This is a genomic window from Serratia sp. CY43202 (assembly GCF_052168755.1).
Classification (GTDB): Bacteria; Pseudomonadota; Gammaproteobacteria; order Enterobacterales; family Enterobacteriaceae; genus Serratia; species Serratia bockelmannii.
In genome coordinates this window covers 200,184-226,636 of sequence record NZ_JBJNMB010000003.1, presented here as the reverse complement: position 1 = coordinate 226,636, position 26,453 = coordinate 200,184, and the positions used below count along the sequence as shown (strand labels likewise).

The window sequence follows — 26,453 nt, the reverse complement described above, 5'->3', positions numbered from 1 at the left end:
ACGCTCAGAAGAAGACATGTCTTATCGCTTACTCGCTCTCTGGTTGGTCTGCTATGCCGCAGCCTGGACGCTGCTGACTGTTCATCTCGATCCTACCCTGCCTTACGACGCCGTCGAGGCGCTCAACTGGGGCCTCAACGGCGAATGGGGCTCACCGAAAAATCCGTGGCTGGTCGGTGCGGCGATGCATCCGGCGATCTGGCTCTCGTGGCTGCCGCTGAACGTTTACTGGTATGGCGGGCACTTCATCGCCATCGCCATCGGCATGTTGGGCGTCTGGCTGTTGGCGCGGCGCCTGAGCGGCAGCACCTCGCTGGCCTGGATGGCGCTGCTGACGCTCAACCTGTCCGGCATCATCAATTTCGACATTATTCCCTACAACGACAACTACCTGTTGGTGATGCTGTGGCCGTGGATGGCGCTGTTCTTCCACATGGCTATCTCGCGTTCGGCCAACTGGTGGCCGGCCTTCGCGTTGGTGGCCGGTCTGGCGATGATGGCGAAATACTCGACCTTCGCCTTCGTCTATTTCGTGGCGCTGTCGACGCTGTTCGTGCCGCAGGTTCGGCGCTGCTATCGGCAGCCGCAGTTCTATCTGGCGGTAGCGATCTGGCTGGCGCTGGTGCTGCCGAACGTGTTCTGGCTGTGGAATCACGACTTTGCCGCCTTCAAATGGGTGGATTCGCAGATCAAGATGCAGCTCAACCTCGACATGCTGCAGTCGCTGCTGCTGGTGTTCTATCCGTCGCTGGTGTTGTGGGCGATCCTGCGGCGCAGCGGGGCGGTGCTGGCCTGGCCATCGGCCTTGCCGATGCGGGTGCTGCTGTGGATCTATCTGTTGCCGCTTGGCATTATCACTTTCTGGTTCTCCTTCAACGTCGGCGGCCGGTTGACCGAATGGCTGCAGCCGTTCTTCATGCTGGCGCCCGCGCTGCTGGTTGGCTGCGTGCGTCAGCCGCCGGTGCGTTCACTGCGCGCGGCGACCCTCGGGCTGATGTGCGCAGCGCTGGCGGTCTATCTGGGGTATGCCGCGGTGATGCTGGGCAACGTGCGCAACGCCGGCCAGAAGATGGTGGGTATCAAGGCGTTCAGCGCAGGGGTGGAGCGGCTGTGGCAGGAGCGGTATGGCGTCGACCTACGCTACGTCGGCGGCGAATACCTGTCGCAGTGGATGACGGTGTACGCCGATTCACGGCCGCAGACCATTACGCGCTGGTCCAATCATACGCGGCCGAATATCTACAACGTCAACATCAGCTATCCGCAGATTGCCCAGCACGGCGTCGCCCTGTTTGGGCGGTTGGGTGAAGACTGCGCGCACAGCGACTTCGGCGGTGAGTTGGCCCACTGGCCGAAGATGCGCCTCGATTGGCAGCAGACGCTGACCTTCCGCGCCGATCCGCATTCCGACGAGCAGACGCTGTGCGTCGGCTTCGTTCGTCCGCAGTAACGGCGGCGCAGGGCGCCGCCGCGATTCAGGCTTAGTAAGCGATAACCAGCTTGCCTTGCATATGGCCGCCGAGCAGCTGTCGATGCGCGGCGGTCAGCGTGTCTACCGACAGCCCGTACAGGGTTTCGCTCAGTGTGGTGCTCAGCTTGCCCTCGTCCAGCAACTGCGCCATCTGCTGCAGGATCTTGCCCTGTTGCGCGATGTCCGAGGTGGTGAACATGCTGCGGGTGAACATGAATTCCCAGTGCAGCGCGGCGCTTTTCAGCTTCAGCGCGTTTTGATCCAACGGCTGCGCGTTCTCGACGATGGTGCAGATATGGCCCAGCGGCGCGACCAGCTCGGCCATCGCCGGCCAGTGGCCGTCGGTATCGTTCAGGCATAGGATGTAATCCACCTGCTCGATGCCGTGCTGCGCCAGGTTGCCTTTCAGATCGCGGTAGTCCACCACCAGGTCGGCGCCGCGTTCACGGCACCAGGCGGCGGATTCCGGCCTTGAGGCGGTGGCGATCACTTTCACCTTGCTGCGCAATGCGGCCAGCGGAATGGCCAGCGAGCCGACCCCGCCGGCGCCGCCGATGATCAGCAGCGTCTTGTGCTCAGGCGCATCCTGAATGTTCAGGTGTTCGAACAGCGCCTCCCAGGCGGTGAGGGCGGTGAGCGGCAGGGCGGCGGACTCGGCCCAGTTCAGGCTGCGCGGTTTGTGCGCGGCGATGCGTGAGTCGATCAGCTGATGGCTGCTGTTGCTGCCCGGACGGGTGATGTCGCCGGCGTACCACACCTCATCGCCGGGCTTGAAGCCGCTGACGCCGCTGCCCACGCTCACCACGATGCCGCTGGCGTCCCAGCCGAGGACGCGCGGCTGCTGCAGGCCGCTTTTCTGCAGACCGGCGTGCACTTTGGTGTCCACCGGATTGACCGACGCCGCTTTCACTTCCACCAGCAGATCGTACTGGCCGGGAACCGGCATCTCCGGTGAGATTTCGATGAAACCGGCGGGGTTCTGCGGGTCTACGGCAATGGCTTTTATCGACATGATTGTACTCCTTTCAAATGATGCTCCCAGTGTAGACCCGCGGCAGTAGGGTGATAAGATGGACAATATCTAACTGAGTGTTCGTTTAAGGTGAACAATGGAATTCAAACAGCTGCAGGACATGGCGCTGTTCGCGCTGGTGGCGGAGTGCGGCAGCTTCACCGCCGCCGCGCAGCGCGTCGGGCTGCCGAAGTCCAGCGTCAGCCAGCGCATCAGCCAGCTTGAACAGACGCTGGGGCTGCGCTTGCTCAATCGCACTACGCGCCAGCTGAACCTGACCTTCGCCGGTGAGCGTTATCTGGAGCATTGTCAGGCGATGATGTCCGCCGCCGAACGCGCCGATCTGGCGCTGCAGCGGCTGCGCGATAACCCGAGCGGCCGCCTGCGCATCTCGACGCCTGCCGGGCTAGGGGCAACCCTGGTGGCGCGGCTGGCGGCGGATTTTCAGCGCCAGTACCCGGACGTTTCGCTGGAGGTGTCGGTGTCCGACGCCATGGTGGATCTGGTGCAGGAAGGTTACGACGCCGCACTGCGTACCGGCAAGCCGCAGGATTCTTCACTGATCGGCCGCCGCCTCGGGTACGCGCCGCGCTATCTGTTGGCTGCGCCGTCCTATCTGGCGCAGCATCCGCCGATCGAACACCCGCAGCAACTGCAGCAGCATCGTTGCATCGCCCATCGGGCTTGGACGGCCTGGAACCTGCGCTGCGGCGACGATTATTACCGCTGGCAGCTGCCGCTGGCGCACACCACCGACAACCTGCTGTATGCACGCGAATGTGCCATTGCCGGTGCCGGCATCACGCTGCTGCCGGCGTTTCTCAGCCGCGAGGTGGTGGCGCAGAAGCTGTTGGTGGAGGTGTTGCCGGCGTGGCGTGCGGAAGGGAACGAGCTGTATCTGGTCTACCCGAGCCGCAAGCTGAATTCCCCGGCGCTGGCCTGTTTCATCGATGTGGTGCTGCAGCATCCGGCGTTCGACGACTACGCGCGCGAGCTGGCGCGGGAATGATGGCCGGGGCGCGCAGAGCCTTCTCTTCAGACGGAGGGCCGCGCCACCTGAACGATGCGCTTCCCTCTATTTTTGCCCGCCAGCAGGCCGACCAGCGCAGCGGGCAGCAGTTCGAAACCGGTGATCAGGTCTTCGATGACCGCAAGTTTTCCTTCAGCGATCCAGACCGTGAGCGCCGCCAGCGCCTGTTCTTGGCGGTGAAGGAAATCGGCCAACAGGAACCCACGCATCGTCAAGCTGTTGACGATCAACACACCGGGGATCCCGGCAGGTGCTGCCGGCGGAGAGGCCGTATCGTACTGCGATACCGCGCCGCAGCAAACGATGCGCCCCTGTTTTGCCATGTGCTGCAGACTGGTCGCCAAAATATTGCCGCCGACGTTGTCGAACAGCACATCGATGCCGTTGGGGCACGAGCGGCGCAGGGCGTCATGCAGATTTTCCGCTTTATAATCTATCGCCGCGTCGAACCCCAGCCTGTCCGTCAGCAGAGCCGTTTTGGCGCCGCCGCCGGCAATGCCCACCGTGCGGCAGCCGTGAAGCCGGGCGATTTGTCCGGCGAACATGCCTACCGCCCCCGCGGCGGCGGATACGACGACGGTTTCACCGGCCTTGGGGCGTCCGCATTCCAGCAGGCCGAAGTAAGCGGTGAGTCCAGGCACGCCGTAAACGCTGAGCAAGTGCGTATGCGGAACGATATCCGACTGCTTGAGCGCGCCTGCCGCCGGTACGACTGCGAAGGTTTGCCAGCCGGTTTCTGCCAGCACTAAATCTCCGGCGGCCAGCAGGGGAGAGCGCGACTCGACGACTTCGGCCAGCACGGTCGCAGCCATGACGTCTCCCGCCTGCAGTCCGGAACGATAGGTGACGCCCTGCATCCAGGCTCGGCTGGCCGCATCCAGAGGCACGTAAAGCGTGCGCAACAAAACCTCTTCAGGGCCGGGGATCGGCATGGGGGCCTCCCGAGTCTGAAAACAATCGACGGTCAGTTTTCCTTGCGGGAGTTTGACGAGGATGATTTGGCGATTCTGCATCGGTGGGCTCCTGATTAAATCTTGCCGAAGGCATCGACGCCGGTGAGTTGCGCCGAGAGTTTCCACAGGCGTTGGGCCTGTTCAGGATCGACGGCGTAGCTTTTTACGCCGCTGAAGGAAAAGCCGGTGTCATCGTTGCGCCGGGCGACATCGCAATCTTCGCAATACAGTCCGCCAAGGCCATTGAGTTGGGGCGATGTCGCCGCCCAGACCTGGGTTGCCGCTCCTTGTTGCGGGGTCTTCAGCATTTCCGGGTGGGCGGGTTTGCCGTTGGCGTCGATCCAGTCCAATGCGAGCATCTCTTCCTGCGAGAGATAGCGCTGTAGCGGCGTTGGGATCATGCCGGGATGCAGCGAGAAGGCGCGCACGCCGGCGTTTTTCCCCAGCTTGTCAAGCTGGAGGGCGAAGAGCGCGTTAGCGGTTTTCGATTGGCCATAGGCCAGCCACTTGTCATAGCCGCTGTGAAACTGAACGTCATTCCAGCGTATGGCGCTGGCATGGTGACCGGAAGAGGAGATGACGACAACGCGGGCGCCGCCCGCCAATGCCGGCCAGAGGTGGCTCACCAGTGCGTAATGCCCCAGGTGGTTGATCGCGAATTGTGCCTCCCAGCCTGGGCCGATACGGGTTTCAGGACAGGCCATAATGCCGGCACCGCAGATCAACATATCGAGGTGGACGCCGGTCGCCAGAAGTTGTTGCGTGAACTTTCTGATGTTGCTCAGGTCGGCCAAATCAAGCTCATAAATGTCGATGTTGCTGATACCGGCGATGGCCAGACGGGTACGGGCGATGACGGGATTGCGGGCGGCGACGATCACCTGTGCTCCCGCTTGCGTCAATGCGCGAGTCGTTTCCAATCCCAGGCCGGAATGACCGCCGGTTATCAGCGCCGTCATGCCGGCCAGTTGCCGATCTTTGAGCACGTCGGCGGCGGTGGTGGTGGCGTTAAAGCTGGTGTTGAGGGGCATTTGTCGGTTCATTGGGCGTTCCTCGCTGCGGTTGGCTGTGACACTGGGAGTGTAAGTCGGCTCTATCAGCGGCTGAATGCAACAAAAACCTAATTTCTGTCGCCATCGTCCTAAGGCCTTTGGCTGGAGCATCGCACGGGCTATGCTCTTGAAAGGGCCTTGGGGGGAGAGGGTATGGATCCTTTATCGGAAGTGCTGGCGCCACTGAACAGCCAGAATGCGTTTTTCGGCGGCCTGAAGGCCGGCGGCGACTGGGCCGTTCATTTTCCCGCTCCGCAAGGCGGGAAGTTCAACGCGGTGGTGCGCGGCGGCTGTTGGCTGGCGGCGGAAGGGCAGGCCGAGCCGCTGTGGCTGGCGGCCGGCGACTGTTTATTGCTGACTCGCAGCCTGCCGCTGACCGTTGGCAGCGACTTGTCACTGCCGGCGCTCGACGCCGACGTGCTCTATCTGCAGGCGAAAAACGGCATGGCGAGCTGCGGCGAGGGGGAAACGTGCCTGTTTATCGGTGGCCGCTTTAGCTTCGGCCAGGAAGTGGAACGGCTGTTTGGCAGCCTGCCCGCGCTGATGGTGATCCGCGGAGGCACGGAAGAGGCTGCCGTGCTGCAATGGGCGTTGCAACGGCTGGCGGATGAGCTGGTTAGGCCTTCGCCGGGCAGTACGTTGATGACGCATCATCTGGGGCAAATCATGTTGACCCAGGCACTGCGGATTTACCTGATGGGGGAGGAGAGTGCGGCGTCGGGTTGGCTGCCCGCCTTGTTCGATCCGCGCATCGGCGCCGCGATGCTGGCGGTGCACGCCGATCCCGCCCGGCGCTGGACGGTGGCGGCGTTGGCCGACGCGGCGAGCGTTTCCCGTTCGACGTTGGCGCTGCGCTTCAAGCAGAAGGCCGGCATGGCACCGCTTGAATACGTGTCGCGCTGGCGCATGTTGCTGGCGGCGCGGGCTTTGCGTACCGGCAGCGAACCGGTGTCCGTCATCGCGCAGCGTTTGGGATACGACTCAGACAGCGCGTTCAGCCACGCCTTTAAGCGCATGATGGCATGCTCGCCGCGCGACTATCGGCGGGCGCGGGCATAAAAAAAGGCACCGCATGCGGCGCCTTTCGTATTACTTGGCGATCTTCTTGTACTTGATGCGGTGCGGCTCGAGCGCGTCGGCGCCCAGCGTACGCTTCTTGTACTCTTCGTACTCGGTGAAGTTGCCTTCGAAGAATTCCACCTTGCCCTCGTCCTGGTAGTCCAGGATGTGGGTGGCGATACGGTCGAGGAACCAACGGTCGTGCGAGATCACCATGGCGCAGCCAGGGAATTCCAGCAGGGCGTTTTCCAGTGCGCGCAAGGTTTCGATATCCAGGTCGTTGGTCGGTTCATCGAGCAGCAGCACGTTGCCGCCAACCTGCAGCAGCTTGGCCAGGTGCAGACGGCCACGCTCACCGCCGGACAGCTCGCCCACGCGTTTGCCCTGATCGACGCCCTTGAAGTTGAAGCGGCCGACATAGGCACGGCTCGGCATCTCGGTGTTGCCGATGCGCATGATGTCCTGCCCGCCGGAGACTTCTTCCCACACGGTTTTCGAACCGTCCATGCTGTCGCGGAACTGATCGACGGACGCCAGCTTGACGGTATCGCCCAACACGATGCTGCCGGAATCAGGCTGCTCCTGACCGGACATCATGCGGAACAGCGTGGATTTACCCGCGCCGTTCGGGCCGATGATGCCGACGATTGCCCCTTTCGGCACCGAGAACGACAGGTCATCGATCAGCAGGCGGTCGCCGTAGGACTTGCGCAGGTTGCTGACTTCGACCACTTTATCGCCCAGGCGTGCGCCAGGTGGGATGAACAGTTCGTTGGTTTCGTTACGTTTCTGGTATTCGGTGTTGTTCAGCTCTTCGAAGCGGGCCAAACGGGCCTTGCCTTTGGACTGACGGCCTTTGGCACCCTGACGCACCCACTCCAGCTCTTTCTCGATCGACTTGCGACGAGCGGCTTCGGCGGACGCTTCCTGCGCCAGACGCGCGTCTTTCTGCTCCAGCCAGGACGAGTAGTTGCCTTCCCACGGAATGCCTTCGCCGCGGTCGAGTTCGAGGATCCAGCCGGCCACGTTATCCAGGAAGTAACGGTCGTGGGTGATCGCCACCACGGTGCCTTCGAAGTCGTGCAGGAAGCGTTCCAGCCAGGCCACGGACTCGGCGTCCAGGTGGTTGGTCGGTTCGTCCAGCAGCAGCATGTCCGGTTTTTCCAGCAGCAGGCGGCACAGCGCGACGCGGCGGCGTTCACCCCCGGACAGGTGGGCGATTTTGGCGTCCCAGTCCGGCAGGCGCAGCGCATCGGCGGCGCGTTCCAGTTGAGCGTTGAGGTTGTGACCGTCGTGCGCCTGAATGATCTCTTCCAGGCGGCCCTGTTCGGCGGCCAGCTTGTCGAAGTCTGCGCCTTCTTCCGCGTATAGTGCGTACACTTCGTCCAGGCGTTTCAGCGCGCCGACCACTTCCGCCAGCGCTTCTTCCACCGATTCACGCACGGTGTGTTCGAGGTTAAGCTGCGGCTCCTGCGGCAGATAACCGATCTTGATGCCCGGCTGCGGGCGCGCTTCCCCTTCGATATCGGTATCGATGCCGGCCATGATGCGCAGCAGGGTGGACTTACCGGCGCCGTTCAGGCCCAGTACGCCGATTTTTGCCCCAGGGAAGAAGCTCAGGGAGATGTTTTTCAAAATATGACGCTTCGGCGGTACTACCTTGCCGACGCGGTGCATGGTATAGACGTATTGAGCCACGTTGCTCTAAGCCTCTCTATATCAGTATTTATAGGATGTCTGGCGGCATGAGTGTAGCCCGTTTCGATCTCGGATCCCAGACATCGCTCAGCGATCGCTAAGTATAACCGTTTATGCGCCGATAAAGGCGCATATTGGCGGCTTATGGCGTGACGACGATCGCGACGCGGCGGTTTTCCGCGCGGCCGCTGGAGGTGCGGTTATCGGCAACGGGGTCGCGTTTGCCCATGCCGCGAGTTTCGATATTGGCGCGCGGAATGCCGACGCTGGCCAGCAGATCGGCCACCGCATCGGCGCGGCGCAGGGAGAGCTGGTCGTTGTAGCTGTCTTCACCGTAGTTGTCGGTATGGCCGTCCAGGCGGAACTTGGTGATGCCGACGCTCAGCAGCGCACGGCCCATCTTCTGCACCGTCTCGGTGCTTTCCGGGTTCAGCTTGCCGATATTGTTGCCGAACAGCACTTTATCCGACAGGCCGAACTCCCAGCCGTTATCGGTCAGTTTGAAGCCCTGCGATTGCAGCAGCGCAACCTGCTCGGGCGTCAGGCCCTGCGGTTTGCTCTGGCAGCCGGCGAGCGCCAGCAGGGCGACGAACACCATCGTCAGCAGTGAAAAACGACCTTTAAACAGTTGCTGTATCATAGTCAAAATCCCTAGTTCAAGTGTTATAGCCGGGGCTCTTATTTATGTATAGCCAGCCGCCAGCCTCCGTTATAACGATGCTTTGCCTGATACATCGCATCGTCAGCTTCGTGCAAAAGACCCTGAGGCGTTGACGCGTGATCAGGGTACAGCGCAATACCGATACTCAGAGAGGTAATGACCGTCTCGTCGTTCGGCAAAATGACCGGTTGCGTCATGCAGTCGATGATGTTGTCAGCGATCTGCAAGACATCTTCCGTGCCGTGTACCGGCGCCAGCAGCACGGCGAATTCATCCCCTCCCAGGCGTGCGACCAGATCGGTTTCGCGCAGCTGCGCGCGAATGCGCCCGGCAATGGTGGTCAGCACCGCATCGCCTGCGGCGTGGCCGTAACTGTCGTTCACCTCCTTGAAACGATCGCCGTCGATAAACAGCACCGCCAATTTCGCCGGCGATTCGATATCGCCCAGCGCCCGGCTCAGTCGCCCTTCGAAGAAGGCGCGGTTCGGCAAACCGGTCAGGCTGTCGTGCGTTGCCCGGTGCGCCAGCGAGTCGTTCTCCTGCTTCAGATGGGCCTGCCAGGCCTCCAGCTCGTCGAGCAAGCCGTTGAAATCGTTGCTGAGCTCATGCAACTCGGCGATAGGCGCCGACGGCACCCGCAGGCCGAAGGTGCGATCGCGGCGCACCGCATGCGCCACATTGGCGATGTCGTCCAGCGAACTGACGATGCCGACCAGCATACGGCGCGACAACACCAGGGCGCACAGGGTGCTGAGCACCAGGCAGGCGATCATACCGACCATGCCGCGCAACAGGAAACGCAGCAGGCTGCCGCCGTTACCGCTCAGCCAGACCTGACCGACCTGCTTGCCCTCGTGGGTGATAGGCAGAATGACCGGCTCGGGCAGCGCCCAGTGCGCGACGATCTGCTCAAGGCCATGCAGCGGCCCATCGGTGGGATGGCGCCAGTTGGCTAGCATCTTGCCGTTGTTGTCGAGGATCCGCACGTCCGATACCTCTTCGTTGGAGGCGATCAGCATCAGCGCCTCGCGCGCGGCAGTGCGATCTTCAAACACTACGGCGGCTTCGACGGTATAGCTGATGGAGCGCGCGATCAGGTGCAGGTTGTGATTGGCATAGGCGCGCAGCGCAAACAGCGCCACCAGCGTCAAAAAGATGCCGGCGGTGCCGACGGCGATCAGCGCCAGCCCAAGATGCACCCGCTGCAGCACTCGGCCCAGCGTCGGGCGCGCATTGCCGGAGCGGTTTCTACGCAACAGCCTCATAGCGGCGGCGCCTGTTTGCGTGCCAGCTGCAGCACGTTGGGGTGAACGCGCACGCCGCTGCGCGCCAGAGCGTCCAGGTTGACCTTGAAACTGGCCTGGTCCCCATCGATCTGCAGGCAAAAAGCGCTGCCGGCGGAGCATTCGCTATCGTTTTCGCTGATGCTGAGAATGGAGTTGCCGGAAATGCGCTGCATGAAATTTTGTCTCTGCGCGGCGGTGATGTTCCCTAAGTAGATGACATCGCAGCCGGTACTCAGCGTTGGGCTGTCGAACGGCACGCGCTCGGCTTTAATCGGGCGCGGCGCGCTCAGCAGGATCGGATCGAACAGCCCTTCGGCATACTGGGTGGGCGCGGTCACGCACAAGCGGATCGGATTGGGTTCACGCGACCAGCGGGCGTAGCTGATGATGCCTACCACCACGGTCGTCACGGCGTGCGTGCGCTTTTGATAGGGATCATCGGCGGCGTGCGCAGGCCCGGACAACGTCAGCAGCGCTAACAAAACGATCAGCAGCAGGCGACCGATATTCAGGCGTGCGCCAAGGAAGCCCGGCTCGGGGCTTTTTGCGCAACGCATTGCTATCGCGGTCTTATTCGCCATCTTCACCCGCCATTCCGGCCTGATCCACCGCCCGCAGGCCGTGGCCTGACAAGGAAAAATCCGGCCCGCTTGAAGGGACTATCGTTTTGCTGAAAGCTGTCAGTCGCACTGCCTAATGAACACTATCTAACCCATAATTGGCGCGGATTGTATTATAAGATGTCTTCGTTGGGCGCTTTATGTGCTGTTTTCTCGGAATTATCCTACTTATTTTTGATAGTATAAAAATGCCTACCCGGGTTTGCCACCGCTTTTCTGCAAAGTTGGCGCGTTTGGCCAGCTGTCAGGCGATTTGCGCAACGGCGGGCTCATATCTCAAATGAAATAATGTGATAGCTAATAATTAAAAAGAATTTTACTTCTTTCATAAACACCGGGCCGGTTAATAAAAATCCGGTGACTGGAAATATCCCGGCGACCTGATTTGTCAGTCAAAGTAAACGTTTTTTACCTGGCTCCCGTCATGGCGATACACTTCTTCTTCTACAGTATTGAATGGATAAGCGATTGCGCTGTCTATGGTAGATATCTGCGTCCGGGCCGTGCGCCCGGCTTTATTTTGTCCCGCGGCGCCGTGCGCGGCGGTCACCGGGGGGGCTGGGCGGCTCCCTCGGTACAACCAGTGAGGAAAGAGCGAGGATGGTCAAGGTGGACAAGCGACGGCTGTTGGCAATGGGGCTGTGCCTGACGGCGTTTTCAGGCGCGGCGCTGGCGGATTCTCTGGATGCGCAACGTCAGCGCTACCAGCAGATCAAACAGGCGTGGGACGGCAATCAGATGGACGTGGTGGCGCAGCTGATGCCGACGCTGCGTGATTATCCGCTTTATCCTTACCTGGAATACCGCGAGCTGACACAGGATCTTAGCCAGGCGGGGTTCTCCGAGGTGAACGACTTTATCAAGCGCAACCCGACGCTGCCGCCGGCGAAATCGCTGGCGCCGCGCTTCGTCAATGAGTTGGCGCGTCGCGAGGACTGGCGCACCCTGTTGGCCTTCAGCCCGCAGCCGCCCAAACCGGTGGCGGCGCGCTGCAACTATTACTATGCCAAGTGGGCCACCGGCGATCAGCAGGCGGCCTGGAGCGGCGCTGACGAGCTGTGGCTGAACGGCAAAACGCTGCCGGGTGCCTGCGATCGGCTGTTCAGCGTCTGGCGCGGCGCAGGCAAGCAGAGGCCGCTGGATATTCTGGCGCGCATGAAGCTGGCGCTGAAAGAGGGCAACAGCCCGTTGGTCAGCAACCTTTACAGTCAGCTGCCGGCCGACTACCAGACCATGGGCAACGCACTGGTGCGTTTGCAAAACGATCCGACCACCGTGGAAGCCTTCGCCCGCAGCGTGGGGCCGACCGACTTTACCCGCGCCGCCACCGGCATCGCCTTTGAACGCCTGGCGCGGCAGGATGTGGAAAACGCGCGGGCGATGATCCCGACGCTCGCGCGGCTGCAGAAAATGAGCGACGACGAGCGGCTGGGGCTGGAAGAGTCGGTGGCCTGGCGCCTGATGGGCAGCGACGCTACCTATGAACAGGCGCAGTGGCGCGATCAGGTGATTCTGCGCAGCCGTTCGCCTTCGCTGCTGGAGCGCCGGGTGCGCATGGCGCTGGGTAACGGCGATCGGCAGGGCGTCGCGACCTGGCTGGCCCGTCTGCCGGAAGCGTCGCGCAACAAGGATGAGTGGCGCTACTGGCGCGCCAGTCAGCTGATGGACGAAGGCAAACGCGCCGAAGGCGAGGAGATGTTGCGCAACCTGATGACCGAACGCGGTTTCTATCCGATGGTGGCGGCGCAGAAGCTGAACGCCACTTATCCGGTGATGGTGGCGGTGGCGGCCAAGCCGCGCACGTCGCTGGTCGACGGGCCGGAGGTCGCCCGGGTACGCGAGCTGATGTACTGGAATATGGACAACCTGGCCCGCAGCGAATGGGGCTCCTACGTCGCCAGCCGCAGCCGGCCGGAACAAGAGGCACTGGCGCGCTACGCCTTTGAGCAAAAATGGGCCGATCTGAGCGTGCAGGCGACCATCGTCGGCAAGCTGTGGGATCATCTGGAGGAACGGTTCCCGGTCGCTTGGCCACAGGAGTTCCGCCGCGCCACCGATGACAAGGGGATCACCAGCAGCTATGCGATGGCGATCGCGCGCCAGGAGAGCGCCTGGAATCCGAAGGCGCAGTCGCCGGTCGGTGCCGCCGGCCTGATGCAGGTGATGCCGCGCACCGCGCAGCATACGGTGCAGATGTTCAATATTCCCGGCTATGTCGGCCCGAGCCAACTGTTCGATCCGCAGACCAATATCACCATCGGCACCAGCTATCTGGAGTCGGTCTATCAGCAGTTCGGCCGCAACCGCATTCTGTCGAGCGCCGCCTATAATGCCGGCCCGTCGCGGGTGAATACCTGGCTGGGCAACAGCGCGGGGCGGATCGATCCGGTGGCGTTCATCGAAAGCATTCCGTTCTCTGAAACCCGCGGCTACGTCAAGAACGTGCTGGCTTATGATGCGTTTTACCGTTATCTGACGCACCGGCCGGCCAAGGTGCTGACCGACGCCGAGTGGCAGAGACGTTATTGATTTTGACGGCCCTATGGTATGCTGCTGTACTAGTTAAATAGTATGGTGGCTGCCATGACGCAATTATCGTTAAACGACCCCGCTCTTTCAGAACAAGGCAATGAGGATTGGCTGCGCTTCGTCGCGCTGCTGCAGAATTCGTTTGCGCAAGAACTTCATCAACCGCTGTTGCAGCTGATGTTGACGCCGGACGAGCGCACTGCGCTGGGCACCCGGGTGCGGATCATTCAGGAATTGATGCGCGGCGAGATGAGCCAGCGCGAGCTGAAAAATGAACTGGGCGCGGGGATCGCCACCATCACCCGCGGTTCTAACAGCCTGAAAGCGGCTTCACCCGCGCTGAAACAGTGGCTTGAGCAGCAGTTGCTGCACGACGCGCCCTAGCAGACTCAGCGTTATTGCTGATAGATGGCGTTGTGGAACGGCACCAGCGCCAGCAGCAGCGCCTGGTGGTAAACGCTGGTGCGGCTCAGCCGGCCGTCAGTGAAGACGCCGATGGCGCCGCCCTGACGTTTCACCTCGGCGTTGCCGGTGATCGCCGCCATTTCGCTGCCCAATTCGCGACCGGCGCGAATACCTTGTAAGATGACTTCCGGCAGCATCAGGCTCGCCGAGCGGGATTCGCCACGGATGTGCGGGTTCTCGATGGTCATCCAGGCGAAGGTCATATTCTCTTCAATCCCGGCTTCCACGCCGACCCAAAAATCGGCCTCGGGCCTGACCTGGCGCGCTTCCATCACGCGTTGACGCGAACCGGTGCGGGTTTCGTGGTTGCCTATCGGCTGCAGCGAGACGCCGCTGGCGACGTCAACGGATTCAATGCGGTATTGGCTCGCGCCAAAGACGTCATCGAAGGCGAGTTGAATAGCCTTGATCTTTGCCGGGTTGGTAGTTGCAGCGACAACATGGTACATAACGGGTTTGATATCCTTCTGGCCGATACGCCGGGCAGCGGCAAAAGCGCCGCCGGGCCGGGGATAAACGCAAATTTCACGCAGTATAACGGAAAACAAAAATGTTACAGGTATACCTCGTTCGCCATGGCGAAACGGAATGGAACGCGGCTCGCCGCATCCAGGGTCAGTCCGACAGCCCGTTAACCGCCATGGGTGAACACCAGGCCCGTCTGGTCGCCAGGCGGGTCAGCAAAGAAGGCATTACGCACATCATTACCAGCGATCTGGGGCGCACGCGCCGCACCGCGCAAATCATCGCCGAAGCCTGTGGCTGCGAAGTGATTGGCGATCCGCGTTTGCGTGAGCTGCACATGGGGGTTCTGGAAGAACGCCTGATCGACAGTTTGACGCCGCAGGAAGAGCAGTGGCGCAAACAGATGGTCGATGGTACTCCTGACGGCCGTATCCCTCAAGGCGAATCCATGGAGGAGCTGGGCGAGCGCATGCGCGCCGCGCTGGAGAGCTGCCTGATGCTGCCTGAAGGCAGTAAACCGCTGCTCGTCAGCCATGGCATCGCGTTGGGGTGTTTGATCAGTACGGTGCTTGGGCTACCGGCCTATGCGGAACGCCGCCTGCGCTTGCGCAACTGCTCATTGTCGCGCGTCGATCACCAGCAGAGCCCGTGGCTGGCTTCCGGCTGGATCGTGGAAACGGCGGGCGATGTCACGCACCTGGACATGCCCGCGTTGGACGAACTGCAGCGTTAACGCCGAATCGGGATCAGGTAATCGCACTTGATCTCGATAGGCGCCTGATGCGGACGGCGCTCGCCTTTCGGGTAGAAACGCTCGATGTCGTGCCCTTTGCGGCGCGTCAGCTGGAGCGCCGGCAGGCAGGTGCCATACACCGTCAGGATGAAGTCTTGCAGCCCCTCGGTGGGCCCTTCGTAGCTGAACATCGCAAATTCGCCGCCCGGCAACACCAGTGGCTGGCCTTCCTGTACCTTGTCAGGCACCTGATCCGGCTCCAGCGCCGTGGTATACAGCACTTCCTGTTCGTCGTCCTTCTCCTGGCTTGGGCGCGAGTGGTGCAGCCCGTACAGCACCGGCGGCAGGGTTTCGACGTCACCGAGGAACTGACGCCAGAACTGCGAGCGCAGTTCAGTGCGCACGGTGGTGATCTGTTCCAGCGTACAGGAGTAGCTTTGGGTCAGGCCGACCAGGTGTTTGTCTGGCAGCGAGACGAATTCCGGCTGCGGCAGAGTGAAGGCCCCCAGACGGATCGGCGGACAGATGCCGAACGCATTCCAGTCCTCGGCGCGGCGGTACAGCGCCGGCGTTTGCGCAAACTGTTTTTTGAAGGCGCGGGTGAAGGTCTGCTGCGAGTCGAAACGATATTGCAGGGCGATATCCAAAATCGGCCGGCTGGTCAGACGCAGCGCGACGGCGGCTTTGGACAGTCTCCTTGCCCGGATGTAAGCACCGATGGCATTACCGGTAATATCTTTGAACATCCGTTGCAGATGCCATTTGGAGTAGCCGGCCTTGGCCGCCACGTTATCCAGCGACAAGGGTTGGTCCAAATGGCTTTCCAGCCAGCTAAGCAGATCACGAATGATACCGGCTTGATCCATAGATCTTCCTCGTAAAGCTTGGGGGTAGGAACCCGAACTGTTGATTCGTCACGCTGGTGCTGCGCTATCAGACCGATCCATGAGCCATTATGCGTTGCACTCTTTGCCTCTGCTGCGCATGCCGCGCCAGAGTTGGATTGGGGTACACCGTAGTGGGCGCAAAGAAATAACGACGCCGCATCATAGCAACTTTTTTACTCCGCGACTCTCAAAGATTTTTGTCACGCTCTGTGCTAAAACGGACGGTGCGGACCCGTATAAAACCGATTCCGTGAGCTTAGACATAAATAATGGCGATCGCCGAACCTATTTTTGCGGCAAGGTTATATCGGAGTTAAGTAAATGAAAAAAAACTGGATATTTTTATTCGGTTTGGTTTGCGCAACCGTGGGAAGCGCACAGGCGGAGCAAGTGGGTTCCGTTGATACGGTGTTTAAATTGTTGGGGCCGGACCACAAAATCGTGGTCGAAGCGTTCGACGATCCGGATGTTAAAAATGTAACTTGTTATATCAGCCGCGCCAAAACCGGCGGCATCAAAGGCGGCCTGGGGCTGGCGGAAGACACCGCCGACGCGGCCATTTCCTGCCAGCAGGTCGGGCCTATAGAGCTGAGCGACAAGATCAAAAACGGCAAGGCGGAAGGCGATGTGGTGTTCCAGAAACGCACTTCGCTGGTGTTCAAGAAGCTGCAGGTGGTGCGCTTCTACGACGCCAAGCGCAATTCACTGATCTACCTGAGCTATTCCGACAAGGTGATCGATGGCTCGCCGAAAAATGCGCTGAGCGCGGTGCCGATCATGCCGTGGGCTGAGACGAAATAAAAAAACGGGGTTCAGCATGCTGAACCCCGTTTTCATGACGGCAGGCGGGAGTTACTCTTCCAGCTCGCCGCAGAAGCGGTAGCCTTCGCCGTGAATGGTGGCGATGATTTCCGGCGTGTCCGGCGTCGATTCGAAGTGCTTGCGAATGCGACGGATGGTGACGTCCACGGTGCGGTCATGTGGCTTCAGTTCGCGACCGGTCATCTTCTTCAGCAGTTCGCCACGGGATTGGATCTTGCCCGGGTTTTCGCAGAAGTGCAGCATGGCGCGGAATTCACTGCGCGGCAGTTTGTACTGTTCGCCGGCCGGGCTGATCAGCGAGCGGCTGTTGATGTCCAGTTCCCACCCGTTGAACTTGTAGCTCTCGACCAGGCGGCGCTCTTCGCCCAGGCTGCCCAGATTCATGGTGCGCGACAGCAGGTTACGTGCGCGGATAGTCAGCTCACGCGGGTTGAACGGCTTGGTGATGTAATCGTCGGCGCCGATTTCCAGGCCGAGGATCTTATCCACTTCGTTATCGCGGCCGGTCAGGAACATCAAGGCGACGCTGGCCTGTTCACGCAGTTCGCGCGCCAACAGCAGGCCGTTTTTGCCTGGCAGGTTGATGTCCATGATGACCAGATTGATATCATTTTCAGACAGGATATTGTGCATCTCTGCACCATCATTGGCTTCATGAACAATGTAGCCTTCCGCCTCGAAAATGCTCTTCAGGGTGTTACGAGTGACTAACTCGTCTTCGACAATCAGAATGTGCGGGGTCTGCATATTTGCTACCTAAAATTGCCAACAAAATAGAAAATAGGAAGTACAGAAGTCTCTGTTTTCTTAGAGGAGGGCAGAGATAGCGCCACGTTCCCTCTCAGCAAATGACTAAAGTACGTAAACTCGTTCTTGATGCACTTTCCATCTCATGTCAACAAGATCGCTAGCCTGGTGGGGATGCTGTTCCCTACAACCCCTGGGGTGCCAAATCGGCGCATATCCTAACCCCATTAACAGCAATATAACAGCGCGTGCCGAATTCATCACCCAACAAAACTACGCTTTGTTGACATATATCAAATTCAATTGTAGCACGTTAACAGATTTGTGAAAAACACTTACAGAAATGCCAGTTTAAGTCACAGAACCTCAAATTCTGTGAACGATTCAGCATTATCGGGCCCGATAGGATACAATTATTCGCTTATTGATCATCGTCTTGTTTTAACTCATTGATAAATAAATACAGTAAAACATAAGCATGAATAATGACTATTACGGCGGATTTATTAGCTCAACGAGCCGTTTAATCTTGTTTGTTGCTATTAACGCGTTTATTGTTACGCAATTGTAAATATAAGCGGGCGCTGCGATACCGTCAAAAGCGCTGGCCCGCCTTCGGTGGAAGAGTGATGCAGCTTCATATTGTTTTAGTGGCTCCGGCGCGGCCGGAAAACGTCGGCGCTGCGGCGCGCGCGATGAAAACCATGGGCTTCGCTTCGTTGCGCATCGTCGACAGCGAGGCGCACCTGCAGCCGGCTGCACGCTGGGTGGCACACGGGGCCGGCGAGATCCTCGACGGCGTGCAAACGTTCGCCACGTTGGAACAGGCGCTGGCGGATGTAGACTTCACGGTCGCCACCACCGCCCGCAGCCGCGCGCGTTTTCACTACTACTGCACGCCGCCTGAGCTGCTGGAACAGCTGAGTGAGCGTAAGCAGTGGGTCGGCCAGGCCGCGCTGGTGTTCGGCCGCGAAGATTCCGGCCTGACCAACGAAGAGCTGGCGCTGGCGGATTTGCTGACCGGCGTGCCGATGCAGGCGGACTACCCGTCGCTTAACCTGGGCCAGGCGGTGATGGTGTACTGCTACCAGTTGGCGAGCCTGATGGGCGTCAGCACGCCGCAGGAAAAGGTGGCGTCGGAAGGGCAACTCAAAGCGCTGCGCCACCGCGCCGATGCCTTGTTGAACGCTTTGGATGTCGGCGATGACCAAAAATTGCGCGATTGGCTGCATCAGCGCCTCGGGGCGTTGCAACAGCGAGACACGGCGATGTTGCATACGCTGCTGCACGACATCGAAAAAAAACTCGCCAAGTGATAGCGGCTCCATCAGACGGTTACCCAGCGTGATCCACTAGTAAATCGGCTTTAAGTTGTTTTTTTGTTCTGTCGTTTTGCTTTTCACCTCCGATATCGCGCAATGTCGCCGCTGAACGGAAAATAAGCAAAAAAAAGAAATAGTTTGACTTGGGATAGCGATTGCTTTAACCAATAGAGGGGACAGAGTATTTCATGAGACAGACAGACAACATGCGCAACATCAGCCTGAAAACCACAATTATTACCACCACCGATACCACAGGTAACGGGGCGGGCTGACGCGCACAGGAAACACAGAAAAAAGCCCGCACCTAATCAGTGCGGGCTTTTTTTTCGGCTTAAATTCGGAGAGATGACACATGCGAGTGCTGAAATTTGGCGGAACCTCGGTAGCGAATGCGGAACGTTTTCTGCGCGTCGCCGACATCATGGAGAGTAACGCGCGTCAGGGACAGGTAGCCACGGTCTTGTCCGCCCCCGCAAAGATCACCAACCATCTGGTGGCGATGATCGACAAGACGGTGGCGGGTCAGGACATTCTGCCGAATATCAGCGACGCCGAGCGGATCTTTGCCGATCTGCTGAGCGGCCTGGCGCAGGCGCTGCCGGGCTTTGAATACGATCGCCTGAAAGGCGTGGTCGATCAGGAGTTCGCGCAACTCAAGCAGGTGCTGCACGGCGTCTCGCTGTTGGGGCAGTGCCCGGACAGCGTGAACGCGGCGATCATCTGCCGCGGCGAAAAACTCTCCATCGCCATCATGGAAGGGGTGTTCCGCGCCAAGGGCTATCCGGTCACGGTGATCAACCCGGTGGAGAAGCTGCTGGCGCAGGGCCACTACCTGGAGTCTACCGTGGACATCGCCGAGTCCACGCTGCGCATCGCCGCAGCGGCGATCCCGGCCGACCACATCGTGCTGATGGCCGGTTTCACCGCCGGTAACGACAAGGGCGAGCTGGTGGTGTTGGGCCGCAACGGCTCCGACTATTCCGCCGCGGTGCTGGCCGCCTGCCTGCGCGCCGACTGTTGCGAAATCTGGACCGACGTCGACGGCGTGTATACCTGCGATCCGCGCACCGTACCGGACGCCAGGCTGCTGAAATCGATGTCGTACCAGGAGGCGATGGAGCTCTCCTACTTCGGCGCCAAAGTGCTGCATCCTCGCACCATCACGCCGATTGCCCAGTTCCAAATCCCTTGCCTGATTAAAAACACCTCTAACCCGCAAGCCCCCGGCACGCTGATCGGTAAAGACAGCACCGATGACGCGATGCCGGTCAAAGGCATCACCAACCTGAACAACATGGCGATGATCAACGTCTCCGGCCCGGGCATGAAAGGCATGGTCGGCATGGCCGCACGGGTGTTCGCCGTGATGTCGCGCGCCGGCATTTCGGTGGTGCTGATCACCCAATCCTCTTCCGAATACAGCATCAGCTTCTGCGTGCCGCAGGGTGAACTGCAGCGCGCCCGCCGGGCGCTGGAAGAGGAGTTCTATCTGGAGTTGAAAGACGGCGTGCTGGATCCGCTGGACGTCATGGAACGCCTGGCGATCATCTCGGTGGTCGGTGACGGCATGCGCACCCTGCGTGGCATCTCCGCGCGCTTCTTCTCCGCGCTGGCGCGCGCCAACATCAATATCGTCGCTATCGCCCAGGGCTCTTCCGAGCGTTCAATTTCGGTGGTGGTCAGCAATGATTCCGCCACCACCGGCGTGCGCGTCAGCCACCAGATGCTGTTCAACACCGATCAGGTGATCGAAGTGTTCGTCATCGGCGTCGGCGGCGTCGGCGGGGCGCTGATCGAGCAAGTCTACCGCCAGCAGCCGTGGCTGAAGCAAAAACATATCGACCTGCGGGTGTGCGGCATCGCCAACTCGCGCGTGATGCTGACCAACGTGCACGGCATCGCGCTGGACAGCTGGCGCGACGAGCTGGCCGGCGCGCAGGAGCCGTTCAATCTCGGCCGCCTGATCCGGCTGGTGAAGGAGTATCATCTGCTGAACCCGGTGATCGTCGACTGTACCTCCAGCCAGGCGGTGGCCGATCAATACGTGGACTTCCTGGCGGACGGTTTCCACGTGGTGACGCCGAACAAAAAGGCCAACACCTCGTCGATGAACTATTATCAGCAACTGCGCGCGGCCGCTGCCGGTTCGCACCGCAAGTTCCTCTATGACACCAACGTCGGCGCCGGTCTGCCGGTGATTGAGAACCTGCAAAACCTGCTGAACGCCGGCGATGAGCTGGTGCGCTTCTCCGGCATTCTGTCCGGGTCGCTGTCCTTTATCTTCGGCAAGCTGGACGAAGGGATGTCGCTGTCGGCCGCGACCTTGCAGGCCAGGGCCAACGGCTACACCGAACCGGATCCGCGCGACGACCTGTCCGGTATGGACGTGGCGCGCAAGCTGCTGATCCTGGCGCGCGAGGCCGGTTACAAACTGGAACTGAGCGATATCGAGGTTGAGGCGGTGCTGCCGCCGTCCTTCGACGCGTCGGGCGATGTGGATCAGTTCCTGGCGCGGCTGCCGGAGCTGGATAAAGAATTCGTGCGCAACGTGGCCAACGCCGCCGAGCAAGGCAAGGTGCTGCGCTATGTCGGCCTGATCGACGAAGGGCGCTGCAAGGTGCGCATTGAGGCGGTGGACGGCAACGATCCGTTGTATAAAGTGAAGAATGGCGAGAACGCGCTGGCCTTCTACAGCCGCTACTATCAGCCGTTGCCGCTGGTGCTGCGCGGCTACGGCGCCGGTAACGATGTGACCGCAGCGGGCGTATTCGCCGATCTGCTGCGCACACTGTCATGGAAGTTGGGAGTTTAATATGGTTAAGGTGTATGCACCGGCCTCGATCGGCAACGTCAGCGTCGGTTTCGACGTGCTGGGCGCGGCGGTTTCGCCGATCGACGGCACGCTGCTGGGCGACTGCGTCAGCGTCGAAGCCGCCGAGACGTTCAGTTTGCAGAATGCCGGGCGCTTCGTCAGCAAGCTGCCGGCCGAGCCGAAAGAGAACATCGTTTATCAATGCTGGGAGCGCTTCTGCCAGGAGATCGGCCGCGAAGTGCCGGTGGCGATGCGGTTGGAAAAGAACATGCCGATCGGATCGGGGCTGGGTTCCAGCGCCTGTTCGGTGGTCGCCGGGCTGATGGCGATGAACGAATTCTGCGATCGTCCGTTGGATAAGACGACGCTGCTCGGCCTGATGGGCGAGCTGGAAGGGCGCATTTCCGGCAGCGTGCATTACGACAACGTGGCGCCTTGCTATCTGGGCGGCCTGCAGCTGATGCTGGAAGAAGAAGGCATTATCAGCCAGGAGGTGCCGTGCTTTGACGATTGGCTGTGGGTTATGGCCTATCCGGGCATCAAAGTGTCCACCGCCGAAGCGCGCGCCATTTTACCCGCGCAATACCGTCGTCAGGATTGCATCAGCCACGGCCGCTACCTGGCCGGCTTTATTCACGCCTGCCATACCCGGCAGCCGCAGCTGGCCGCCAAATTGATGCAGGACGTGATCGCTGAACCGTACCGCACCCGGCTGTTGCCGGGCTTTGCCGAAGCGCGCAAGGCGGCGCAGGACATCGGCGCGCTGGCCTGCGGCATCTCCGGCTCCGGCCCGACGCTGTTCGCCGTCTGCAACGACGGCGCTACCGCGCAGCGCATGGCCGCCTGGCTGCAACAACACTATCTGCAAAACGACGAAGGTTTTGTTCATATTTGCCGTCTGGATACCGCAGGCGCTCGACTACTGGGATAACGCATGAAACTGTACAACCTTAAGGATCACAACGAGCAGGTCAGCTTCGCGCAGGCGATCAAACAAGGTCTGGGCAAGCAGCAGGGGCTGTTCTTCCCGCTGGAGCTGCCGGCGTTCGAACTGACCGAGATTGACCAGCTGCTGGAGCAGGATTTTGTCACCCGCAGCAGCCGCATTCTGTCGGCCTTTATCGGCGAAGAGGTGCCGGAAGCGGCGCTGAAGAAACGCGTACAGGCCGCCTTTGAGTTCCCGGCGCCGGTGGCGAAAGTGACGGAAGACGTCTCCTGCCTGGAGCTGTTCCACGGCCCGACGCTGGCGTTCAAAGACTTTGGCGGCCGCTTTATGGCGCAGATGCTGGCGGAAGTGGCCGGCGATCAGCCGGTGACCATTTTGACCGCCACCTCCGGCGACACCGGCGCCGCCGTGGCACACGCCTTCTACGGCCTGAAAAACGTCCGGGTGGTGATCCTCTATCCGCAGGGCAAAATCAGCCCGCTGCAGGAAAAGCTGTTCTGCACCCTGGGCGGCAACATTCATACCGTGGCGATCGACGGCGACTTCGACGCCTGTCAGGCGCTGGTGAAGCAGGCGTTCGACGATCAGGAGTTGAAAGATGCGCTGCACCTGAACTCGGCCAACTCGATCAACATCAGCCGCTTGCTGGCGCAGATCTGTTACTACTTCGAAGCGGTGGCGCAGCTGCCGCAGGAAGCGCGCAATCAGCTGGTCATTTCGGTGCCGAGCGGCAACTTCGGCGATCTGACCGCCGGGCTGCTGGCCAAGTCGCTGGGTCTGCCGGTGAAGCGCTTCATCGCCGCCACCAACGCCAACGACACCGTGCCGCGCTTCCTGACCAGCGGCCAGTGGCAGCCGCACGCCACGGTCGCGACGCTGTCCAACGCCATGGACGTCAGCCAGCCAAACAACTGGCCGCGCGTGGAAGAGCTGTTCCGTCGTAAGGTCTGGCAGCTGAAAGAGCTGGGTCACGCGGCGGTCAGCGATGAGACCACCAGGGAAACGATGCGTGAACTGGCCGAGCTGGGCTATATCTCAGAACCGCACGCGGCCATTGCCTATCGCGCGCTGCGCGATCAGCTGCAGGACGGAGAGTTTGGCCTGTTCCTCGGTACCGCGCATCCGGCCAAGTTTAAAGAGAGCGTAGAAGCGATCCTCGGCCAGGAACTGCCGTTGCCGAAAGCGCTGGCGCTGCGGGCCGATCTGCCGCTGCTGTCGCACACGCTCCCGGCCGGCTTCGGCGAGCTGCGCAAGTTCCTGATGGGACTGCCGGCCTGAAGTTCAGCAGGCTAGAATGCGAAAAGCCGTCTTGCGACGGCTTTTTTTATGCCTGCTCCGGGCGTTTGAACACCAGTTCATTACCCTGCGAGGCGGCTTCGTCGAAGGCGTAGCCTTCCAGGTTGAAGTCCACCAGCTGTTCGCTGCGCGTCAGGCGATTTTTGATGATAAAGCGGCTCATCAACCCGCGCGCTTTCTTGGCGTAGAAGCTGATGACCTTGTACTTGCCGTTCTTCTCGTCGAGGAACACCGGTTTGATCAGCGCGCCGTGCAGTTTGGCCGGCTTCACCGCCTTGAAATACTCGTCGGACGCCAGATTGACCACCACGTCGTCGCCCTGCTGCTCCAGCGCTTCGTTGAGCTTCTGGGTGATTTTATCGCCCCAGAAGCTGTACAGGTCTTTGCCTTTCGGGTTTTCCAGCTTGATGCCCATCTCCAGCCGGTACGGCATCATCAGATCGAGCGGGCGCAGCACGCCATACAGGCCGGACAGCATGCGCAGATGCTGCTGGGCGAAGTCGAAATCGGCTTCGTTGAAATCCTGCGCCTGCAGGCCGGTGTAAACGTCTCCCTTGAACGCCAGCAGCGCCTGACGGGCATTGTCCGGGGTAAATTTCGGCTGCCACTCGCTAAAGCGCGCGGCGTTCAGCCCGGCCAGCTTGTCGCTGATGCTCATCAGGCTGGCGATTTGCGCCGGCGTCAGCTCGCGGCAAATGTTGATCAGCTGTTTCGACTTGTCCAGCAGTTCGGGCTGCGTGAAGCGTTCTGTCGCCAGCGGGCTTTCGTAATCGAGAGTTTTTGCAGGGGAAATAATAACGAGCATGGCCAGATCCTGTTTATCCAAGTGCGGATACTGTAGCAAAAAGCGCGGGAAAAAGGGGCAATCGGTCCAATAGGCCGGGGCGCGTATCGCAGGCGCCCCGGAAAACTCAGCGCGGCGGCTTTTGGTCGTCCCACACGCCCGGCTCCAGCTGCGACTTCAGATCCGGATAACGGGTGGCGTCGAAGGTTGGCAGCTTGCCCAGGCGGCGTTGGCGATGGTAGTCGTCGGCCAGTTTCAGCGCCACCCGCGACAGCAGCAGGATCGCCGTCAGGTTGGTGATCGCCATCAGGGCCATGGAGGTATCTGCCATTTTCCACACCAGCGGCAGCTCCGCCAGCGCGCCGAACATCACCATGCCCAGCGCCACGCAGCGGAAAATCAGCAGGCCGCCCGGGTGGTTGTGCTCGAGGAACACCAGGTTGCTCTCGGCATAGGCATAGTTGGCGATGATCGAGGTGAAGGCGAAGAAGAAGATGGCGATGGCGACGAACGGTGCCCCCCAACTGCCGACGGCGGTTGACAGCGCGCGCTGGGTCAGATCGATGCCGCTGATGCTGTCGGTCGGCTGATCGAGTATGCCGGAAGAGAGGATGATCGCCGCGGTGGCGCTGCAGATGACGATGGTATCGATAAACACCCCGAGCATTTGCACATAGCCTTGCGAAGCCGGATGCGGCGGATAAGGCGAGGCGGACGCCGCCGCGTTGGGCGCCGAGCCCATGCCGGCTTCGTTGGAGAACAGGCCACGCTGCACGCCCTGAGTCATCGCCTGGGAAATACCGTAACCGACGGCGCCGGCCGCGGCTTCCTGCAGGCCGAAGGCGCTTTTGAAGATCAGCGCCAGGATCGCCGGCATGTGTTCGATGTTATGGCCAATCACCCAGAGAGCCAACAGCAGGTAGGCGCCAGCCATCAGCGGCACCACCAGTTCGGCCACTTTGGCGATGGAACGGATGCCGCCGAAGATCACCACGCCGCTCAGCAACACCAGGCCGATGCCGACGTGCAGCGGCTGCAAATGGAAGGCGACGGCGGAGGCCTGGGCGATGGAGTTGGCCTGTACGGCGTTGAACACCAGACCGAACGCGATGATCAGGAAGATGGAGAACAGCACGCCCATCCAGCGCATGCCGAGACCTTTTTCCATGTAATAGGCCGGGCCACCGCGGTAGTTGCCGTTATCGTCTTTGGTTTTGTAGAGCTGAGCCAGCGAGCTTTCCACAAAGGAGGTGGCCATGCCGATAAACGCCACCACCCACATCCAGAAGATGGCGCCGGGGCCGCCGGCGGTCAGGGCAATGGCGACGCCGGTCAGGTTACCGGTGCCGACGCGCGCCGCCAGCGTGGTACAGAGCGCCTGAAAAGAGGAGATGCCGGCGCTGTCGCTTTTATTGCTGTTTTTCAACACCGAGAACATGTGGCTGAAGTGGCGAAGCTGGATAAAGCGGGTACGCAACGTGAAGTAGATGCCGGTGCCGAGCAACAGATAAATCAGCACTGACCCCCACAAAATGTTGTTTATAAAATTCATCAGGTCCGTCAAGGGATCCCTCCTCTTATCGAAATGTCATGCGCACCTGGCAGCATCCACCGCAGGTGAAAAACATTGGCCTATTTTTTACAAGAGCTTAGCTGGAATCGGTCCGGCGTCAGTCGATTAAGATTTTTCGCAGATTAGCGGACGAATTGCATCAATTTTTTCGAATTTAACATAATTTATTCGGGCGATAGCACGTTATTGCCTTTCCATCCGCTCGGTTATGGCGAAAGATATCGGCG

General features: G+C 60.5%; 24 protein-coding genes and 1 other annotated feature. Of the genes, 12 read left to right on the top strand and 12 right to left on the bottom strand.

What is annotated here, in order from left to right; all coding sequences use genetic code 11:
- Positions 1 to 16: 16 nt before the first annotated feature.
- Complete coding sequence (locus ACJ8J5_RS07500) at positions 17 to 1,450, top strand: glycosyltransferase family 39 protein (RefSeq protein WP_308380906.1); 1,434 nt, start codon at positions 17 to 19, stop codon at positions 1,448 to 1,450.
- A 31-nt stretch (positions 1,451 to 1,481) separates the two neighbouring features.
- On the opposite strand, the gene ACJ8J5_RS07495 is transcribed toward ACJ8J5_RS07500, so the two are convergent.
- The gene (locus ACJ8J5_RS07495) at positions 1,482 to 2,483 is read right to left on the bottom strand and encodes a zinc-binding alcohol dehydrogenase family protein (RefSeq protein ID WP_414104733.1); all 1,002 of its coding nucleotides are present in this window, start codon (positions 2,481 to 2,483) and stop codon (positions 1,482 to 1,484) included.
- 97 nt (positions 2,484 to 2,580) lie between these two features.
- Between ACJ8J5_RS07495 and ACJ8J5_RS07490 the strand changes: the two genes are divergently transcribed.
- Positions 2,581 to 3,492: a LysR family transcriptional regulator gene (locus tag ACJ8J5_RS07490; protein WP_025305222.1), complete on the top strand. Its 912-nt coding sequence runs from the start codon at positions 2,581 to 2,583 to the stop codon at positions 3,490 to 3,492.
- A 26-nt stretch (positions 3,493 to 3,518) separates the two neighbouring features.
- Here the strand turns inward: ACJ8J5_RS07490 and ACJ8J5_RS07485 are convergent, their stop codons facing one another.
- On the bottom strand, positions 3,519 to 4,526 hold the full coding sequence (locus ACJ8J5_RS07485) for an NADP-dependent oxidoreductase (RefSeq protein WP_060434188.1): 1,008 nt from the start codon (positions 4,524 to 4,526) through the stop codon (positions 3,519 to 3,521).
- A 14-nt stretch (positions 4,527 to 4,540) separates the two neighbouring features.
- The gene (locus ACJ8J5_RS07480) at positions 4,541 to 5,509 is read right to left on the bottom strand and encodes an SDR family NAD(P)-dependent oxidoreductase (protein WP_089181657.1); all 969 of its coding nucleotides are present in this window, start codon (positions 5,507 to 5,509) and stop codon (positions 4,541 to 4,543) included.
- 162 nt (positions 5,510 to 5,671) lie between these two features.
- Between ACJ8J5_RS07480 and ACJ8J5_RS07475 the strand changes: the two genes are divergently transcribed.
- The gene (locus ACJ8J5_RS07475; RefSeq protein WP_414104734.1) at positions 5,672 to 6,577 is read left to right on the top strand and encodes an AraC family transcriptional regulator; all 906 of its coding nucleotides are present in this window, start codon (positions 5,672 to 5,674) and stop codon (positions 6,575 to 6,577) included.
- 30 nt (positions 6,578 to 6,607) lie between these two features.
- Here ACJ8J5_RS07475 and ettA read toward each other — a convergent pair whose 3' ends face one another.
- The 4 genes from ettA to ACJ8J5_RS07455 form a co-directional block, all read right to left on the bottom strand.
- Positions 6,608 to 8,275 carry an energy-dependent translational throttle protein EttA gene (gene ettA, locus ACJ8J5_RS07470; RefSeq protein WP_025159620.1) on the bottom strand — a complete coding sequence of 556 codons (1,668 nt, stop codon included), beginning with the start codon at positions 8,273 to 8,275 and terminating at the stop codon, positions 6,608 to 6,610.
- Positions 8,276 to 8,417: 142 nt separating this feature from the next.
- A complete protein-coding gene (locus ACJ8J5_RS07465) occupies positions 8,418 to 8,915 on the bottom strand; it encodes an OmpA family protein (protein ID WP_019455003.1) in 498 nt (165 codons plus the stop codon).
- A gap of 38 nt (positions 8,916 to 8,953) precedes the next feature.
- Entirely contained in the window at positions 8,954 to 10,201 is a 1,248-nt protein-coding gene (locus tag ACJ8J5_RS07460) for a diguanylate cyclase domain-containing protein (RefSeq protein ID WP_025305223.1), read from the bottom strand.
- Positions 10,198 to 10,809, bottom strand: a complete 612-nt coding sequence (locus tag ACJ8J5_RS07455; protein WP_025305224.1) for a YfiR family protein — start codon at positions 10,807 to 10,809, stop codon at positions 10,198 to 10,200. The genes ACJ8J5_RS07460 and ACJ8J5_RS07455 overlap by 4 nt, the downstream gene beginning before the upstream one ends.
- 633 nt (positions 10,810 to 11,442) lie before the next feature.
- On the opposite strand from ACJ8J5_RS07455, the gene sltY reads away from it, so the two are divergent.
- Complete coding sequence (sltY, locus tag ACJ8J5_RS07450) at positions 11,443 to 13,371, top strand: murein transglycosylase (protein WP_414104735.1); 1,929 nt, start codon at positions 11,443 to 11,445, stop codon at positions 13,369 to 13,371.
- A gap of 54 nt (positions 13,372 to 13,425) precedes the next feature.
- Positions 13,426 to 13,755, top strand: a complete 330-nt coding sequence (gene trpR, locus ACJ8J5_RS07445) for a trp operon repressor (RefSeq protein WP_016929152.1) — start codon at positions 13,426 to 13,428, stop codon at positions 13,753 to 13,755.
- A gap of 11 nt (positions 13,756 to 13,766) precedes the next feature.
- Here trpR and yjjX read toward each other — a convergent pair whose 3' ends face one another.
- A complete protein-coding gene (gene yjjX / locus ACJ8J5_RS07440) occupies positions 13,767 to 14,285 on the bottom strand; it encodes an inosine/xanthosine triphosphatase (protein ID WP_060434194.1) in 519 nt (172 codons plus the stop codon).
- A gap of 101 nt (positions 14,286 to 14,386) precedes the next feature.
- On the opposite strand from yjjX, the gene gpmB reads away from it, so the two are divergent.
- Positions 14,387 to 15,034, top strand: coding sequence for a 2,3-diphosphoglycerate-dependent phosphoglycerate mutase GpmB (gpmB, locus tag ACJ8J5_RS07435; protein WP_025305227.1), 648 nt, complete (start codon positions 14,387 to 14,389; stop codon positions 15,032 to 15,034).
- Here the strand turns inward: gpmB and robA are convergent.
- Positions 15,031 to 15,900, bottom strand: a complete 870-nt coding sequence (gene robA / locus ACJ8J5_RS07430; RefSeq protein ID WP_033641224.1) for an MDR efflux pump AcrAB transcriptional activator RobA — start codon at positions 15,898 to 15,900, stop codon at positions 15,031 to 15,033. The two genes, gpmB and robA, sit on opposite strands and share 4 nt — an antisense overlap.
- 342 nt (positions 15,901 to 16,242) lie before the next feature.
- Between robA and creA the strand changes: the two genes are divergently transcribed.
- Positions 16,243 to 16,722 (top strand): protein CreA, encoded by a 480-nt coding sequence (creA, locus tag ACJ8J5_RS07425; RefSeq protein ID WP_164068039.1) that lies wholly within the window; start codon positions 16,243 to 16,245, stop codon positions 16,720 to 16,722.
- Positions 16,723 to 16,773: 51 nt separating this feature from the next.
- Here the strand turns inward: creA and arcA are convergent, their stop codons facing one another.
- Positions 16,774 to 17,490: a two-component system response regulator ArcA gene (gene arcA, locus ACJ8J5_RS07420; RefSeq protein WP_025305229.1), complete on the bottom strand. Its 717-nt coding sequence runs from the start codon at positions 17,488 to 17,490 to the stop codon at positions 16,774 to 16,776.
- Positions 17,491 to 18,119: 629 nt separating this feature from the next.
- Here arcA and ACJ8J5_RS07415 point away from each other — a divergent pair.
- From ACJ8J5_RS07415 to thrC, 5 genes are all read left to right on the top strand, one after another.
- The gene (locus ACJ8J5_RS07415) at positions 18,120 to 18,806 is read left to right on the top strand and encodes a tRNA/rRNA methyltransferase (protein ID WP_025305230.1); all 687 of its coding nucleotides are present in this window, start codon (positions 18,120 to 18,122) and stop codon (positions 18,804 to 18,806) included.
- Between the two features lie 194 nt (positions 18,807 to 19,000).
- Complete coding sequence (gene thrL, locus ACJ8J5_RS07410) at positions 19,001 to 19,087, top strand: thr operon leader peptide (protein ID WP_071525951.1); 87 nt, start codon at positions 19,001 to 19,003, stop codon at positions 19,085 to 19,087.
- Positions 19,026 to 19,143, top strand: a sequence feature (Thr leader region). (Overlaps the previous gene by 62 nt.)
- A 24-nt stretch (positions 19,144 to 19,167) precedes the next feature.
- The gene (gene thrA / locus ACJ8J5_RS07405) at positions 19,168 to 21,627 is read left to right on the top strand and encodes a bifunctional aspartate kinase/homoserine dehydrogenase I (protein ID WP_173888241.1); all 2,460 of its coding nucleotides are present in this window, start codon (positions 19,168 to 19,170) and stop codon (positions 21,625 to 21,627) included.
- A 1-nt stretch (position 21,628) separates the two neighbouring features.
- Positions 21,629 to 22,558, top strand: a complete 930-nt coding sequence (gene thrB / locus ACJ8J5_RS07400) for a homoserine kinase (protein ID WP_016929148.1) — start codon at positions 21,629 to 21,631, stop codon at positions 22,556 to 22,558.
- Positions 22,559 to 22,561: 3 nt separating this feature from the next.
- The gene (gene thrC / locus ACJ8J5_RS07395; RefSeq protein WP_197769296.1) at positions 22,562 to 23,851 is read left to right on the top strand and encodes a threonine synthase; all 1,290 of its coding nucleotides are present in this window, start codon (positions 22,562 to 22,564) and stop codon (positions 23,849 to 23,851) included.
- 46 nt (positions 23,852 to 23,897) lie between these two features.
- Here thrC and yaaA read toward each other — a convergent pair whose 3' ends face one another.
- Both yaaA and ACJ8J5_RS07385 read right to left on the bottom strand, forming a co-directional pair.
- The gene (gene yaaA, locus ACJ8J5_RS07390) at positions 23,898 to 24,674 is read right to left on the bottom strand and encodes a peroxide stress protein YaaA (protein WP_197769297.1); all 777 of its coding nucleotides are present in this window, start codon (positions 24,672 to 24,674) and stop codon (positions 23,898 to 23,900) included.
- Positions 24,675 to 24,780: 106 nt separating this feature from the next.
- Positions 24,781 to 26,217, bottom strand: coding sequence for an alanine/glycine:cation symporter family protein (locus ACJ8J5_RS07385; protein ID WP_414104736.1), 1,437 nt, complete (start codon positions 26,215 to 26,217; stop codon positions 24,781 to 24,783).
- Between the last annotated feature and the right edge of the window lie 236 nt (positions 26,218 to 26,453).